Source organism: Streptomyces sp. NPDC043876, assembly GCF_056435825.1.
In genome coordinates this window covers 1-17,501 of the sequence record NZ_JBWKDV010000030.1, presented here as the reverse complement: position 1 = coordinate 17,501, position 17,501 = coordinate 1, and the positions used below count along the sequence as shown (strand labels likewise).

Here is a 17,501-nt window from a genome sequence, read left to right as displayed (position 1 = left end):
CCGGGGACACCGCAGCCGCTGTGCTGCGTACCCTCGCCGACCGCGGCGCGCAGGTCCGTACCCTCACCGTCGCCGCCGATGCCACCGACCGCGAGGCCCTGAAGGCCGCCCTCGACGAGACGCAGGACCCCGCCGGGGTCCTCTCGCTCCTCGCCCTCGCCGGGGACGGCACCGCACCGCTGCGCGCGCACACCGGGCTCCTGGCCACCGCCGCCCTCGTCCAGGCCCTCGGTGACGCCGCCGTGAGCGCGCCCCTGTGGTGCCTCACCCGGGGCGCCGTCTCCGTAACCCGGTCCGAGCGGCTCCAGGACCCGGGGCAGGCCCTCGTGTGGGGCTTCGGACGGACCGTCGCGCTGGAGTTCCCCGAGCGCTGGGGCGGCCTCGTCGACCTGCCCGGACAGGCCGACGACCGGGCCCTCGCCCGGCTCGCCGGGGTGCTTGCCGGCGCCGGCGTCGAGGACCAGGTCGCGGTACGTGCCTCCGGGCTGTACGGCCGACGCCTGGCCCACGCCCCGCTCGCCGACGCCCCCACCCCGCCCGCTTGGAAGCCGGCGGGAACGACCCTCGTCACCGGCGGCACCGGCGCCCTGGGCGCGCATGTCGCCCGCTGGCTGGCGGAGAACGGCGCCGAGCACCTGGTCCTGACCAGCCGCCGCGGCTCCGAGGCCCTCGGTGCGGCAGAACTGCGCGAGGAACTGACCGCGCTCGGCGCCGAGGTCACGCTCGCGGCCTGCGACATGGCCGACCGGGACGCCGTCACCGCGCTGCTCGCCGGTATCCCCGCCGACCGGCCGCTGACCGCCGTCGTGCACACCGCCGGTGTCCTCGACGACGGCGTCATCGACGGGCTGACCCCGGAGCGGTTCGCGACCGTACTCGCCCCCAAGGCGGACGGGGCGCTCACGTTGCACGAGCTGACCCGCGACCTCGGACTCTCCGCCTTCGTGCTGTTCTCCGGAGTCGCCGGCACCCTCGGTGACGCCGGGCAGGGCAACTACGCGGCCGCCAACTCCTACCTCGACGCCCTCGCCGAGCAGCGCCACGCCGACGGCCTGGCCGCGACCTCCGTGGCCTGGGGCCGCTGGGGCGACAGCGGTCTGGCCGCCGACGGCGCCATCGGAGAGCGGCTCGACCGCGGCGGCGTGCCCGCCATGGCGCCGCGGGCCGCGATCCGGGCCCTCCAGCAAGCCCTGGACCACGCCGAAGCGGCCGTCGCCGTCGCCGACATCCAGTGGGAACGCTTCACCCCCGGCTACACGGCCGTCCGGCCCAGCCCGTTCCTCGGCGACCTGCCCGAGGTACGGCGCCTCGCGCAGAGCGCGGCGGCCGCGACGGACACGGGCGCGGAAGGTTCCCCGGCCGAGGCGCTGCGCCGCCGGCTGTCGGCGATGCCGCAGGCCGAACAGGCCGTCGTCGTCCTGGAACTGGTCCGCTCCCACGCGGCGACCGCGCTCGGCCATCCCACCACCGACGAGGTGGGCGCGGGCCGCGCCTTCAAGGAGCTCGGCTTCGACTCCCTGATCGCGCTGGAACTGCGCAACCGCCTGAACGCGGCCACCGGACTCAAGCTCCCGGCGACGCTGGTCTTCGACCACCCGACGCCGGGGGTCCTCGCGGACTTCCTGCGAGCCGAAATCGTCCAGGACGGCTCCACCGGAGCCGCACCCGGCATCGCCGAGCTCGAAAAGCTCGAATCCGCGCTGTCCGTCCTCGATCCGGACGGCGAAACGCGCGCCGACATCGCCTCGCGCCTCCAGGCCCTCCTGGCGAAGTGGGGTGAACCGCAGGCCCATTCGAGCGATGGGGCCGTGGCCGAGAAGCTCCAGGAAGCCACGCCCGACGAGCTCTTCGACTTCATCGAGAACGAGCTCGGGATCTAGCACAGCGGACAGCAGGCAGTAGCAGCACAAGGGTTTGTGACGAACATGGGTGAGGTTCCAATGGCGGGTCAGGCGTCGGATCAGGAAAAGATCCTCGGCTACTTGAAGCGGGTGACTGCCGATCTGCATCACACGCGGCAGCGGCTGCGCGAGGTCGAGTCGCAGGAGCCGGAGCCCATCGCGATCGTCGGCATGGCCTGCAGGTTCCCCGGCGGCATCCAGTCGCCGGAGGACCTGTGGGAGCTGGTCGCCGGCAGCAGGGACGCGATCACCGATTTCCCCACCGATCGCGGCTGGGACATCGAGTCCCTGTACGACGCCGACCCCGAGCGGCGGGGCACGTCGTACACCCGTGAAGGCGGATTCCTCGACGGCGTCGGCGAGTTCGACGCCGCCTTCTTCGGGATCAGCCCGCGCGAGACCCTCGGCATGGACCCGCAGCAGCGCCTGCTGCTGGAGACGTCCTGGGAGACCTTCGAGCGCGCCGGGATCGACCCGGCGACGCTGCGCGGCAGCAAGGCCGGCGTGTTCATCGGCACCAACGGTCAGGACTACCCCGACCTGCTGCGCGACGGCGTCCCCCAGGGCGTCGAGCAGTACCTCCTCACCGGGAACGCGGCCAGCGTCGTCTCCGGTCGCCTCTCCTACACCTTCGGCCTCGAAGGTCCCGCCGTCACCATCGACACGGCCTGCTCCTCCTCCCTCGTCGCCCTGCACCTCGCCGTGCAGGCACTGCGGGGCGGCGAGTGCTCTCTGGCCCTTGCAGGCGGCGTCACGGTCATGTCCAGCCCGCGCGCGTTCGTGCAGTTCAGCCGACAGCGCGGACTCGCCCCCGACGGCCGGTGCAAGCCGTTCGCCGACGGTGCCGACGGCACCGGCTGGGGCGAGGGCGTCGGCATGCTCCTCGTCGAGAAGCTCTCCGACGCCCGCCGCAACGGCCACCCCGTCCTGGCCATAGTCCGGGGCTCCGCCGTCAACCAGGACGGCGCGAGCAACGGTCTGACCGCCCCCAACGGGCCCTCCCAGCAGCGCGTCATCCGCCAGGCCCTCACCAACGCCGGACTCACCCCGGCCCAGGTCGACGCCGTCGAGGCGCACGGCACCGGCACGACGCTCGGCGACCCCATCGAAGCGCAGGCCATCCTGGCCACCTACGGCCAGAACCGGCCCGACGGGCGACCGCTGTGGCTGGGCTCGATCAAGTCCAACATCGGCCACACCCAGGCCGCCGCCGGTGTCGCGGGCATCATCAAGATGGTCCTCGCCATGCAGAACGGCGTCCTGCCGGAATCCCTGCACGTCGACCAGCCGTCCACCGCCGTCGACTGGAGCACCGGCTCCGTCGAACTCCTCGCCCGGCCCGTGCCGTGGCCCGAGACCGGCCAGCCGCGCCGCGCCGGCATCTCCTCCTTCGGTGTCAGTGGCACCAACGCCCACACCGTCATCGAGCAGGCACCGCCCGTCGAGCCGGCACACCCGCAGGACGCGGACGGGCCCACGCCGCAGGAGGCTGACGGGAGCGTCCCCCAGGGCGCCACCGGCCCGGTCCCGCTGCTCGTCTCCGGCCACGGCGACGAGGGCCTTCGCGCCCAGGCCGCCCGCCTCGCCGCCCACCTGCGGGCCGAGCCCGCGCTCGCGGCGGACCCCGCGGCCCTGACCGATCTCGGCTACTCCCTCGCCACCAGCCGCTCCTCGCTGGACCGCCGGGCCGTCCTCTTCGCCACCGGCCCCGAGGAACTCCTCACCGGCCTCGACGCCCTCGCCGCCGGGGAACGGCCCGCGACCGGCGTCGTCGGCGCCGTCGCCGAAGGGACCACCGCCTTCCTCTTCACCGGCCAGGGCAGCCAGCGCCCCGGCATGGGCCGCGAGCTGTACGCCACCCACCCCGGCTTCGCCCGCGCTCTCGACGCCGTTCGGGACGAACTCGACCGGCACCTCGAACGCCCCCTGTACGACGTCCTGTTCGCCGCCGAAGGCAGCCCCGAGGCGGCCCTCCTCGACGAGACCGCCCACACCCAGGCCGCCCTCTTCGCCATCGAGGTCGCCCTCTGCCGCCAGCTCGAACAGTGGGGCGTCACACCCGACTTCCTCATCGGGCACTCCATCGGCGAGCTCGCCGCCGCCCACGTCTCCGGCGTCCTCACCCTCGCAGACGCGGCCGCCCTCGTCGCCGCCCGCGGCCGCCTCATGCAGGCCCTGCCCGCCGGCGGCGCGATGATCGCCGTCGAGGCCACCGAGGACGAGGTCACCCCGCTCCTGACCGACCGCGTCTCGATCGCGGCCGTCAACGGCCCCCGCTCCGTGGTGGTCTCCGGCGACGAGGACGCCGCCACCGCCCTCGCCGAGACCCTGCGCGCCCGCGGCCGCCGCACCAAGCGGCTCACCGTCAGCCACGCCTTCCACTCGCCGCTCATGGACGACATGCTCGGCGCGTTCCGCGAGGCCGCCGAAGCCGTCACCTACGCGCCGCCCGTCATCCCGATCGTCTCCAACCTCACCGGGGCCTCCGTCACCGCCGAGGAGATCTGCACCCCCGAGTACTGGGTCCGGCACGTCCGCGAGGCCGTCCGCTTCCACGACGGCGTCGCCGCCCTCGCCGCTCTCGGCGTCACCACCTTCGTCGAGGTCGGCCCCGGCGGCGTCCTCACCGCCCTCGCACAGGACTGCCTCGCCGGCCGCGACGGCACCGTCTTCGTCCCCGCGCTGCGCACCGACCGCCCCGAACCGGCCGCCTTCGCCGCCGCCGTGGCCGGGGCCCACGCGCACGGCGTCCGCGTCGACTGGTCAGCCGTCTTCGCCGGACGCTCCACCACCCGCGTCGACCTGCCGACGTACGCCTTCCAACGCGGCCTGTACTGGCCCGAGCCGCCGACCACCTGGACCGGCGACGTCACCGCGGCCGGCATCGGCTCCGCCGATCACCCACTGCTCGGCGCCGCCATCGCCCTCGCCGACGGCGACGGCCACCTCTTCACCGGGCGGCTCTCCCTCGCCACCCACCCGTGGCTCGCCGACCACACGGTCATGGACACCGTCCTGCTGCCCGGCACCGCCTTCGTCGAACTCGCGCTGCGGGCCGGCGAGCACAGCGGCTGCCCGCTGCTCGACGAACTCACCCTCCAGGCCCCCCTGGTCCTGCCGCCGCACGGCGGCGTCCAGATCCAGCTCGCCGTCGGCGCCCCCGACACCGACGGACGGCGCCCCCTGACCCTGCACTCCCGGCCCGAGGACGCCGCCGACGACACCTGGGGCGAAGGCGCCTGGACCCGGCACGCCACCGGCTTCCTCGCCCCCGCCGTCGCCGCCGCCGACCGGGGCACCGGCAGCGACCTCGCCGTCTGGCCGCCGCAGGGCGCCACCGCCCTGCCCGTCGAGGGCCTGTACGAATACCTCACCGGCACCGGCTTCGCCTACGGCCCCGTCTTCCAAGGCCTGACCGGCGCCTGGCAGCGGGGCGAAGAGGTCTTCGCCGAGGTCCGCCTGCCCGAGCAGGCACACGCCGAAGCCGCCCTGTTCGGCCTGCACCCCGCCCTGCTGGACGCCGCCCTGCACGCCGTCGGCATGGGCTCCCTGCTGGAGGACACCGACCACGGCCGCCTGCCGTTCTCCTGGAGCGGCGTCACCCTGCGCGCCGTCGGCGCCCGGGCCCTGCGCGTCCGGCTCGCCCCCGCCGGGCAGGACACCGTCCGCGTGGACCTGGCCGACGAGAGCGGCGCGCCCGTCGCCACCGTCGATGCCCTGCTGCTCCGCCCCGTCACCCCCGACCAGGTACGAGCGGCCCGCACCACCTTCCACGACGCGCTGTTCCGCGTCGAGTGGAGCCCGCTCGCCCTGCCCGCGGCCACCACCGTCGTCCCCGGCCAGTGGGCCGTGCTCGGCGCGGCCGCCGACGAGGGCGTCGGCTCCGGCGCGGGCGTCACCTCCCCGTTCGGCGCCGTCCTGCCGACCGCCGCGGCCCACCCGGACCTCGCCACCCTCGCCGCGGCCGTCGAGGCGGGCGCCCCCGTCCCGCGGGCCGTCCTCGTGCCCGTCCCCGGCGAGCCGCCGGCCGGGCCGACGCCCGTCGACGCGGAGCTGCCCGCCGCCGTCGCCGCCGCCCTGCACGAGGCCCTCGGCCTGGCCCAGGCCTGGCTCGCCGACGACCGGTTCGCCTCCTCCCGGCTCGTGTTCGTCACCCGCGGCGCCGTCGCCACCACCGCCGCGTCCGACGTGGCCGACCTCGCGCACGCCCCGCTGTGGGGCCTGCTGCGCGCCGCCCAGTCCGAGCACCCCGACCGCTTCGTCCTCCTCGACCTGGACGACCGCGAGGAGTCCCTGCGCGCCCTCCCGGCCGCCCTCGCCACCGACGAGGCGCAGCTCGCGCTGCGCGAGGGCCGCGCCGTCGTCCCCCGGCTCGCCCGCGTCCCCGCCGTCCCCGCCGCCGAGGGCCGCGAGGCCCGCCCGCTCGACACCGACGGCACCGCCCTCGTCACCGGAGCCACCGGCACCCTCGGCGGGCTCGTCGCCCGCCACCTGGTCACCGCCCACGGCGTCCGCCGCCTGCTGCTGACCAGCCGCCGCGGCGAGGCCGCCGCCGGAGCCCCCGAACTCCTCACCGAGCTACGGGCGATGGGCGCCGAGGTCACCCTCGCCGCCTGTGACGCCGCCGATCGCGGCGCGCTCGCGGCCGTCCTGGCCTCCGTACCGGCCGAGCACCCGCTGACTGCCGTCGTGCACACCGCGGGCGTCCTCGACGACGGCATTTTCGAAGCGCTCAGCCCCGAACGGATCGACCACGTCCTGCCCGCCAAGGTCGACGCCGCCGTCAACCTGCACGAGCTCACCCGCGGACTCGACCTCGCCGCGTTCGTCCTCTTCTCCGCCGCCGCCGGTACCCTCGGCGCCGCCGGACAGGCCAACTACGCCGCCGCCAACACCTTCCTCGACGCCCTCGCCCAGCGCCGCCGCGCCGAGGGCCTGCCCGCCACCGCGCTCGCCTGGGGGCTGTGGGCCGAGCGCAGCGGCATGACCGGCGAACTCGCCGCCACCGACCTGGAGCGGATCTCCCGCGCCGGAGTCGCCGCGCTGTCCTCCACCGAGGGCCTCGCCCTCATGGACACCGCCCGCGAGAGCGGCGAGGCCACCGCCGTCCCCATGCACCTGGACCTGGCCGGGCTGCGCCAGGCCGACGTGCGCATGGTCCCGCCGCTGCTGCGCGGCCTGGTCCGGCCCGCCGCCCGCCGCCCCGCCGCGGCCCAAGGCGCCGCGCCCGCCGACGGGCTCGCCGAGCGGCTGCTGCCGCTGACCGCACCCGAACGCGACCGGCTGCTGCTGGCCACCGTCCGCGTCCAGGTCGCCGCCGTCCTCGGTTTCCCCGGCCCCGACGCCGTCGACGCCGGCCGGGCCTTCAAGGAACTCGGCTTCGACTCGCTGACCGCGGTCGAACTGCGCAACCGCCTCGGCTCCGTCACCGGCGTCCGGCTGCCCGCCACCCTCGTCTTCGACTACCCCACGCCGAACGCCCTCGCCGCCTTCCTGCGAACCGAACTCCTCGGCGACCTGGCCGCCCCCGCGGGCCCGGCCACCGTCCACGTCCCGGCCGTCGCCGACGAGCCCATCGCGATCGTCGCCATGGCCTGCCGCTACCCCGGCGGGGTCACCACCCCCGAGGAGCTGTGGCGCCTCGTCGCCGACTCCGTCGACGCCGTCTCGCCCTTCCCGACGGACCGCGGCTGGAACCTGGACGCGCTGTACGACTCCGACCCCGGCCGCGCCGGGACCTCGTACACCCGCGAGGGCGGATTCCTGCACGACGCCGCCGACTTCGACCCCGACGTCTTCGGCATCAACCCCCGCGAGGCCCTGGCCATGGACCCGCACCAGCGGCTCCTGCTGGAGACCTCCTGGGAGGCCTTCGAGCGGGCCGGCATGGACCCGGCCTCGCTGCGCGGCAGCCGCACCGGCGTCTTCGCCGGCGTCATGTACCACGACTACCTGACCCGGCTTCCCGCCGTCCCCGAGGGCCTGGAGGGCTACCTCGGCACCGGCACCGCGGGCAGCGTCGCCTCCGGCCGCATCTCCTACACCTTCGGCCTGGAGGGTCCGGCCGTCACCATCGACACGGCCTGCTCCTCCTCCCTCGTCGCCCTGCACCTGGCCGCGCAGGCCCTGCGCAGCGGCGAGTGCGACATGGCGCTGGCGGGCGGCGTCACCATCATGTCCACCCCGGACACCTTCATCGACTTCAGCCGCCAGCGGGGCCTGTCCACCGACGGCCGCTGCAAGTCCTTCTCCGCCGACGCCGACGGCACCGGCTGGGCCGAGGGCGCGGGCATGCTCCTCGTCGAGCGGCTCTCCGACGCCCGCCGCAACGGCCACCCCGTCCTCGCCGTGGTCCGCGGCACGGCCGTCAACCAGGACGGCGCCTCCAACGGCCTGACCGCCCCCAACGGGCCCTCCCAGCAGCGCGTGATCCGCGAGGCACTCGCCCAGGCCGGGCTGAGCCCCGCCGATGTCGACGCCGTCGAGGCCCACGGCACCGGCACCACCCTCGGCGACCCCATCGAGGCCCAGGCCCTGCTCGCCACCTACGGCCAGGGGCGCCCCGAGGACCGGCCGCTGCTCCTGGGCTCCATCAAGTCCAACATCGGCCACACCCAGGCCGCCGCGGGCGCCGCCGGCATCATCAAGATGGTCCAGGCGATGCGGTACGGCGTCCTGCCCGCCTCCCTGCACATCGGCGAGCCGTCCCCGCACATCGACTGGACCGCCGGCGCCGTCTCCCTCCTGACCGAGCGGGCGCAGTGGCCCGAGACCGGCCGGCCGCGCCGCGCGGGCGTCTCCTCCTTCGGTGTCAGCGGCACCAACGCGCACGTCATCATCGAGCAGCCGCCCGCCGACGAGGCCGGAGCCGACACGGGCCCGGCCGTCACGGACCCCGCCGTCGCCGCCCCGGCCGTCGCCGGCACCGGCGCCGTACTGCCGTTCGTCCTTTCCGGCCGTACTCCCGACGCGCTGCGCGCCCAGGCCGCACGCCTCGCCGCCCACCTCGCGGACCGCCCCGCGGCGGCCCCCGCCGACGTGGCGTTCTCCCTGGCCACCACCCGTACCGCCCTGGACCGGCGCGCCGCGGTCGTCGCCGCCGACCGCGAGCAGCTCCTTACCGGCCTCACCGCCCTCGCCGAGGACCGCGACGCGGCCGGGCTCCTCCGGCACGACACCGCCGACGGCCGCCTCGCGGTCCTCTTCACCGGCCAGGGCAGCCAGCGCCCCGGCATGGGCCGCGACCTGTACGCCGCCCACCCGGTCTTCGCCGCCGCCCTCGACGAGGCGTGCGCCGCCCTGGACCCGCACCTCGAACACCCCCTCAAGGAAGCCCTGTTCGCCGCGGACGGGAGGCTCCTGGACCGGACCGGCATCACCCAGCCCGCCCTGTTCGCCCTGGAGAGCGCCCTCTACCGGCTCGTCGAGTCCTGGGGAGTGCGCCCCGACTTCGTGGCCGGGCACTCCGTAGGCGAGATCACCGCCGCGCACGTCGCGGGCGTCCTCACCCTGACCGACGCGGCCGCCCTCGTCGCCGCCCGCGGCCGCCTGATGGAGGCACTCCCCGAAGGCGGCGCGATGATCGCGCTCACCGCCACCGAGGACGAGGTCCGGCCGCTGCTGGCCGGCCGTGAGGACCGGATCGCCGTCGCCGCCGTCAACTCCGCCTCCTCGGTGGTCGTCTCCGGCGACGAGGCCGTCGCACTGGAGATCGCCGCCGCGTTCGAGCAGCGCGGCCGCCGCACCAAGCGGCTCACCGTCAGCCACGCCTTCCACTCCCCGCTGATGGACGGCATGCTCGACGCCTTCCGCGACGTCGCCGCCTCCCTCACCTACCACCCGCCCGTCATCCCCGTCGTCACCCACCTCACCGGCGAGATCGCGGGGGACGCCCTGCGCACCCCCGAGCACTGGGTCGCCCACGTCCGCGAAGCCGTCCGATTCCTCGACGGCGTCCGCACCCTCGACGCCGAGCACGTCACCACCTACCTCGAACTCGGCCCGCAGGGCGTGCTGTCGGGCCTAGGCCGCGACTGCCTCACCGAGTCCGGCTCCGACACCAACACCGACGTCGGCACCTACACCGCCACCACGCCCGACGCCGTCTTCGTCCCGGCCCTGCGCCGCGACCGCGACGAGAACGAGGCCCTCGCCGCCGCGGTCGCGGCCGTCCACACCCGGGGCGTCCCGGTCGACTGGACCGCGTACTTCGCCACTACCGGCGCCCGCCGCACCGAGCTGCCCACCTACGCCTTCCAGCGCCGCCGGTTCTGGCTGGAGGCCCCCGCCGGGTTCATCGGCGACGTCGAATCGGCCGGCTTGGGCGCCGCCCACCACCCGCTGCTCGGCGCCGCCGTCCCGCTCGCCGACGGCGAGGGCTTCCTGTTCACCGGACGGCTCTCCCTCGACACCCACCCCTGGCTCGCCGACCACGCCGTCATGGGCACCGTGCTCCTCCCCGGCACCGCCTTCGTCGAACTCGCCGTCCGTGCGGGCGACCAGGCCGGCTGCGACCTGCTGGAAGAGCTGACCCTCGAAACCCCGCTCGTCCTGGCCCCGCACGCCGCGGTCCGCATCCAGATCGTGGTCGGCGCCGCCGACCGGGACGGCCGCCGCACCCTCGACCTGTACTCCGGCGACCCCGACGCCGCCGACGACGAACCCTGGACCCGGCACGCCACCGGCATCCTCGCCACCGGCGCGCCCCGGCCCTCCTTCGACCTCACCGCCTGGCCCCCGGCCGGCGCCGAGCCCGTTTCCGTCGACGGCCTGTACGAGCACCTCGCCCAGGGCGGCTTCGCCTACGGCCCCGTCTTCCAGGGCCTGCGCGCCGCCTGGACCCTCGGCGACGACGTCTACGCCGAGGTCGCCCTCCCCGAGGACAACCGCGCCGAGGCCACCCGGTTCGCCCTGCACCCGGCCCTCCTCGACGCCGCCCTGCACGCCACCTTCGTCCGGCCCGCCGACACCGACCGCCAGGCCGGGCTGCCGTTCTCCTGGGGCGGGGTGTCCCTGCACGCCATCGGCGCCGCCGCGCTCCGCGTCCGCCTGACCCTCGACGGCGACGACCTCCTCGCACTCGAACTCGCCGACACCACCGGCGCACCCGTCGCCGCCGTCGAGCGGCTCCGGGTCCGGCCCGTCTCCGCCGACCGCCTCGCAGGCCCCGCACGCACCGCGCACCACGAGTCGCTGTTCCGCATCGAGTGGGCGACCCTCCCGCTGCCCGCCACCACCCAGGACACCACCCCCGGCGACCGCTGGGCCGTCCTCGGCACCTGCGACGGCCTGCCGGGCCGCGCGTACGCCGATCTCGCGGAGCTCGCCACCGCCCTCGACGCGGGCGCGCCCCTGCCCCCGTACGTCCTCGCCCCCTGCCCGCCCGCCCCCGACTCCGCGGCCGCGTTGACCCCCGACGCGGTCCGCGCCGCCGCCCACCGGGCCCTCGCCCTCGTGCAGGGCTGGCTCGCCGATGACCGCTTCGCCGCCTCCCGTCTGGTGCTCGTCACCCGGGGCGCCGTCGCCACCCAGGGCGACTGGGACCTCACCGACCCGGTCCACGCCCCCGTCTGGGGCCTGGTCCGCTCCGCGCAGTCGGAGAACCCCGACCGGTTCGTCCTCGCCGACCTCGACGGCCCCACCGCCGACGGCACGCTCCTGGCCGCGGCCCTCGCCACCGGCGAACCCCAGTTCGCCGTCCGCCGCGGCACGGTCCACGCCCCCCGCCTCGTCCGGATCCCGGCCACCACGCCGCTGACCCCGCCCGTCGACGGCTCCGCCTGGCGCATGGACATCGAGGACAAGGGCACCCTCGACCACCTCACCTTGCTGCCCAGCCCCGAATCCGAGGCCCCGCTGCGGCCCGGACAGGTCCGCGTCGCCGTCCGCGCCGCCGGCCTCAACTTCCGCGACGTCCTCAACGCCCTCGGCATGTACCCCGGCGACCCCGGCCTCATGGGCTCCGAAGGCGCCGGCATCGTCCTGGAGACCGGGCCCGGCGTCACCGACCTCGCAGCCGGCGACCACGTCATGGGCATGCTGCCCGGCGCGTTCGGCCCGCTCGCCGTCGTCGACCGCCGCATGATCGCCCCGATGCCCCGGGGTTGGACCTTCACCGACGCGGCGGCCGTACCGATCGTCTTCATGACGGCCTACTACGCCCTGCACGACCTCGCCGGCCTGCAGAGCGGCGAAACCCTCCTCGTGCACGCCGCCGCCGGCGGCGTCGGCATGGCCGCCGTCCAGCTGGCCCGCCACTGGGGCGCCGACGTCTACGCCACCGCCGGCCCCGCCAAGTGGGACACCCTGCGCGGACTCGGCCTGAGCGACGACCGGATCGCCTCATCCCGCACCCTCGAATTCGAGGACACCTTCCGCACCGCCACCGGCGGCCGGGGCGTCGACGTCGTCCTGGACTCCCTGGCCCGCGAGTTCGTCGACGCCTCGCTGCGGCTGCTGCCGCGCGGCGGACGCTTCGTCGAGATGGGCAAGACCGACGTCCGCGACCCGCGGGACGTCGCAGCCGCCCATCCCGGCGTCACCTACCAGGCCTTCGACCTCACCGAGGCCGGTCTCGACCGCATCCAGGAGATGCTCACCACCCTCCTCGGCCTCTTCGAATCCGGCGCCCTGCGCCCCATCCCGGTCTCCTCCTGGGACCTGCGCCAGGCCCCCGAGGCCTTCCGCTACCTCAGCCAGGCCCGCCACACCGGCAAGATCGTCCTCACCGTGCCCTCCGAGTGGAACACCGAGGGCACCGTCCTCATCACCGGCGGCACCGGCACCCTCGGCGCCCTCGTCGCCCGCCACGCCGTCACCGTCCGCGGTGCCCGACGCCTGATCCTGACCAGCCGCCGCGGCGAATCCGCCGCCGGAGCCGCCGAACTCGCCGCCGAACTGCGCGCGCTGGGCGCCGACGTGGTCGTCGCCGCCTGCGACGCCGCCGACCGCGACGCGCTCGCCGCCCTCCTCGCGGGCATCCCCGCCGAGCACCCGCTGACCGCCGTCGTCCACACCGCCGGTGTCCTCGACGACGGCGTCATCACGGCCCTCACCCCCGAGCGGCTCGACACCGTCCTGCGGCCCAAGGTCGACGCCGCGCTCCACCTCCACGAGCTGACCCGCCACCTCGACCTGGCCGACTTCGTCCTCTTCTCCTCCGCCGCGGGCACCTTCGGCGGCGCCGGCCAGGCCAACTACGCCGCCGCGAACGTCTTCCTCGACGCCCTCGCCCGCCACCGCCACGCCCACGGCCTCCCCGGCACCTCCCTCGGCTGGGGCCTGTGGGCCGACGCCAGCGGCATGACCGGCGAACTGGACGCCGCCGACAAGGACCGCATGACGCGCTCCGGCGTCCTCGGCCTGTCCTCCGAGGAGGGACTGGCCCTCCTCGACACCGCCCACCGCACCGGCGACGCCCACCTCGTCCCCATGCAGCTCGACCTCGTCCCGCTGCGCCAGGCCGACGCGAGCATGGTCCCCGCACTGCTGCGCGGCCTCGTGCGCACCACGGCCCGCCGGGCCGTCGAGGCCACCGCCACCGGCACCGGAACCCCGCTCGTCGAGCAGCTCGTACGGCTTCCCGGGAACGAGCGGGACGCCCTCCTCCTGGACCTCGTACGCGACCAGGTCGCCGCTGTCCTCGGCCACGCCACCCCCGACGCCGTCGAACCCGGCCGCGCCTTCAAGGACCTCGGCTTCGACTCCCTGACCGCCGTCGAATTCCGCAACCGGCTCGGCGCCACCGCAGGTGTCCGGCTGCCTGCCACCGTCGTCTTCGACTACCCCAACCCCACCGTCCTCGCCGCCTACCTCAGGGACGAACTCCTCGGCTCCGAGGCCGCGGCCGCCGCCCTCCCGCGGCACCCCGCCGGACCCGGCGTCGACGCAGCCGACGACCCCATAGCCATCGTCGCCATGAGCTGCCGCTTCCCCGGCGACGTCCGCAGCCCCGAGGACCTGTGGGACCTGCTCGCCGAAGGCCGTGACGGAATCGCCCACCTCCCCGCCGACCGCGGCTGGGACACCGAGGCGCTGTACGACCCCGACCCCGACAATCCGGGCACGTCGTACGCCCGCGAAGGCGGCTTCTTCTACGACGCCCACCACTTCGACCCCACGTTCTTCGGGATCAACCCCCGCGAGGCCCTGGCCATGGACCCGCAGCAGCGGCTGCTGCTGGAGACCTCCTGGGAGGCCTTCGAACGTGCCGGGATCGACCCGGCGACTCTGCGCGGACAGCAGGTCGGCGTCTTCGTCGGCCAGATGCACAACGACTACGTCTCGCGCCTGAACACCGTCCCCGAGGGCGTCGAGGGCTACCTCGGCACCGGCGGCTCCAGCAGCATCGCCTCCGGCCGCGTCTCCTACACCTTCGGCTTCGAGGGCCCGGCCGTCACCGTCGACACCGCCTGCTCGTCCTCACTGGTCGCCCTGCACCTCGCCGCACAGGCCCTGCGCGCCGGGGAGTGCACCCTCGCCCTCGCGGGCGGAGTCACGATCATCACCACCCCTGACGTCTTCACCGAGTTCAGCCGCCAGCGCGGCCTCGCCGCCGACGGCCGCTGCAAGCCCTTCGCGGCCGCCGCCGACGGCACCGCATGGGGCGAGGGCGTCGGCATGCTCCTCGTCGAACGCCTCTCCGACGCGCGCCGCAACGGCCACCAGGTCCTGGCCGTCGTCCGCGGCACCGCCGTCAACCAGGACGGCGCCTCGAACGGCCTGACCGCGCCGAACGGCCCCGCCCAGCAGCGGGTCATCCGGCAGGCCCTGGCCAACGCCGGCCTGAGCACCGCCGACGTCGACGCGGTGGAGGCCCACGGCACCGGCACGCGGCTCGGTGACCCGATCGAAGCCCAGGCCCTGCTCGCGACGTACGGCCAGGACCGCCCCGCGGACTCCCCGCTGTGGCTCGGATCCATCAAGTCGAACTTCGGCCACACCCAGGCCGCCGCAGGTGTCGCGGGCATCATCAAGATGGTCGAGGCCATGCGCCGCGGTGTCCTGCCCCGGACCCTGCACGTCGACGCGCCGTCCCCGCACGTGGACTGGTCGGCGGGGGCGGTCTCGCTGCTCACGGAGCCGATGGCCTGGCCGGAGACCGGTCGGCCGCGCCGCGCGGGCGTCTCGTCCTTCGGCATGAGCGGCACCAACGCCCACGCCATCATCGAGCTCCCGCAATCCGGCAGCACCCGGGCCACCACCGGCGCCGGTGGCGACGCGGCCGCCCCGGCCCTCGCGGGCCCGGCGGCGCTGCCCTGGCAGCTGTCCGCCCGTACGCCCGAGGCCCTGCGCGCCCAGGGCGAGCGGCTCCTGGCCCATCTGGAGGCCCACCCGGAGGCGAAGCCCGCCGACATCGGCCACGCGCTCGTCACCACCCGCGCCGTCTTCGAGCAGCGCGCGACCGTGGTCGCCGCTGACGTCGACGGCTTCCGAACGGGCCTGGCGGCCCTCGCGGAGGGCCGTCAGGCGGCCGGCCTGGTCCGCGGGACGCAGCCGGCGGCGGGGGAGAAGCTGGCCTTCCTGTTCACCGGGCAGGGCAGTCAGCGGCTCGGGATGGGGCGTGAGTTGTATGACGCCTTCCCGGTGTTCGCGGAGGCGCTGGACGCGGTGTGTGTGGCAATGAACCTCGCACTGCCGCTGGAGGAGGTGTTGTTCGGCGGGGATGCGGTGGTGCTGGATCGTACGGAGTATGCGCAGCCGGCGTTGTTCGCGGTTGAGGTGGCGTTGTTCCGGTTGCTGGAGTCGTGGGGTGTGAAGCCTGACTTCCTGTCCGGTCACTCCGTGGGTGAGATCGCGGCCGCGCATGTGGCGGGTGTGTTCTCGTTGGAGGACGCCTGTGTGCTGGTGTCCGCTCGTGGGCGTCTGATGCAGGTGTTGCCTTCGGGTGGTGTGATGGTGGCGGTGCAGGCGTCGGAGGACGAGGTCCTGCCGCTGTTGTCCGAGCGGGTGAGCATCGCCGCCGTCAACGGGCCTGCGTCGGTCGTGATCGCGGGTGACGAGGATGCCGTGCTGGCGGTGGTGGCTTCGTTCGCCGGCCGCAAGACGAAGCGGCTGACGGTCAGTCACGCCTTCCACTCCCCGCACATGGACGGGATGTTGGATGAGTTCCGTCAGGTCGTGGCGGGGCTGTCGTTCGACACACCGCGGATTCCGGTCGTCTCCAATCTGACGGGTGCGCTGGTCTCGGACGAGATGGGTTCGGCGGAGTTCTGGGTGCGGCACGTCCGTGAAGGCGTCCGCTTCCTCGACGGTGTCCGGGCGCTGGAGGCGGCAGGGGTCACCACGTACCTCGAACTCGGGCCCGACGGCGTCCTGTCGGCCCTCGCCCAGGACTGCATCTCCGGAGAAGGCGCCGCCTTCGCGCCCGCCCTCCGCGAGGACCGCGCCGAGGCCGAGACCCTGCTCACCGCACTCGCCACCGCCTACGTCCGTGGCGCTTCCGTCGACTGGCAGGCCTACTACGCCCCGCTGGGCGCCACCCGAGTGGATCTGCCGACGTACGCCTTCCAGCGCGCCGTCTACTGGCTCGACGCCGGCCGCACCGACGGCGACGTCACCGCTGCCGGTCTCGGCGCCGCCCACCACCCGCTGCTCGGCGCCGCCGTCCAGCTCCCCGACTCCGACGGTCACCTGTTCACCGGCCGCCTCTCCCTGTCCGCCCACCCCTGGCTCGGTGACCACCGGGTCATGGGCGCGGCCCTCCTGCCCGGCACGGCCTTCGTCGAGCTGGCCCTCCAGGCCGGGCAGCACGTCGGCTGCGACCTCGTCGACGAACTCACCCTGGAAGCACCGCTGGTGCTCCCGGAGCACGGCGCCGTGCAGCTGCGGCTCTCCATCGGCGCGCCCGACCCGTCGGGCCGCCGCAGCCTCGCCCTGCACTCCCGCCCCGAGGACGCGGAACAGGAAACCCCGTGGACGCGGCACGCCGTCGGCGCGCTCGCGACCGGGGCCGACCCCGCCCCGCAGCGCCTGACCGACTGGCCGCCGACCGGAGCGGAGCCCGTCCCGGTGGACGGTCTGTACGAGGGCCTCGCGGAGTCCGGCTTCGGCTACGGCCCGGTGTTCCAGGGCCTGACCGCGGCCTGGTTGCTGGACGGCACCTACTACGCCGAAGTGGCCCTCCCCGAGGGCGCCGCGGACGACGCCGCCCGCTTCGGCCTCCACCCGGCCCTGCTCGACGCCGCCCTGCACGCCCTCGGACTGGGCGCATCCGCGGACACTGCGGGTGCGGAAGGACGGCTCCCCTTCTCCTGGACCGGCGTTGCGCTGCACGCCGTGGGAGCTTCCGCGCTCCGTGTACGCCTGACCGTCGCCCGCAACGGCGAGGTCGCGCTCACCCTGGCCGACGCGTCCGGAGAACCGGTCGCCTCGGTCGCCGGACTGGCCCTGCGGGCCGTGAGCCGGGACCAGCTCGTCACGGCGCCGGACCTGACCCGGGACTCGCTGTTCCGGGTGGAGTGGACGTCGGTGGCTGCGGTCGGGTCGTTCGACGACTGGCTGTTGTTGGGTGAGGGTGCGCAGGTGTTCGCGGACCTGGCCGGGTTGGGTGTGGCCGTGGCGGAGGGTGGTGAGATTCCGGCGGCGCTGGTGGTGCCGTGC

Annotated in this window: 2 protein-coding genes; both read left to right on the top strand. The window is 75.1% G+C overall.

What is annotated here, in order from left to right:
- A partial coding sequence (locus tag AC0693_RS38275) for a beta-ketoacyl reductase (protein ID WP_478804553.1) occupies positions 1-1,880 on the top strand: 1,880 nt, incomplete at its 5' end.
- Positions 1,881-1,940: 60 nt separating this feature from the next.
- Positions 1,941-17,501: SDR family NAD(P)-dependent oxidoreductase (locus tag AC0693_RS38270; RefSeq protein ID WP_478804554.1), on the top strand; the 15,561-nt coding region annotated here is incomplete at its 3' end.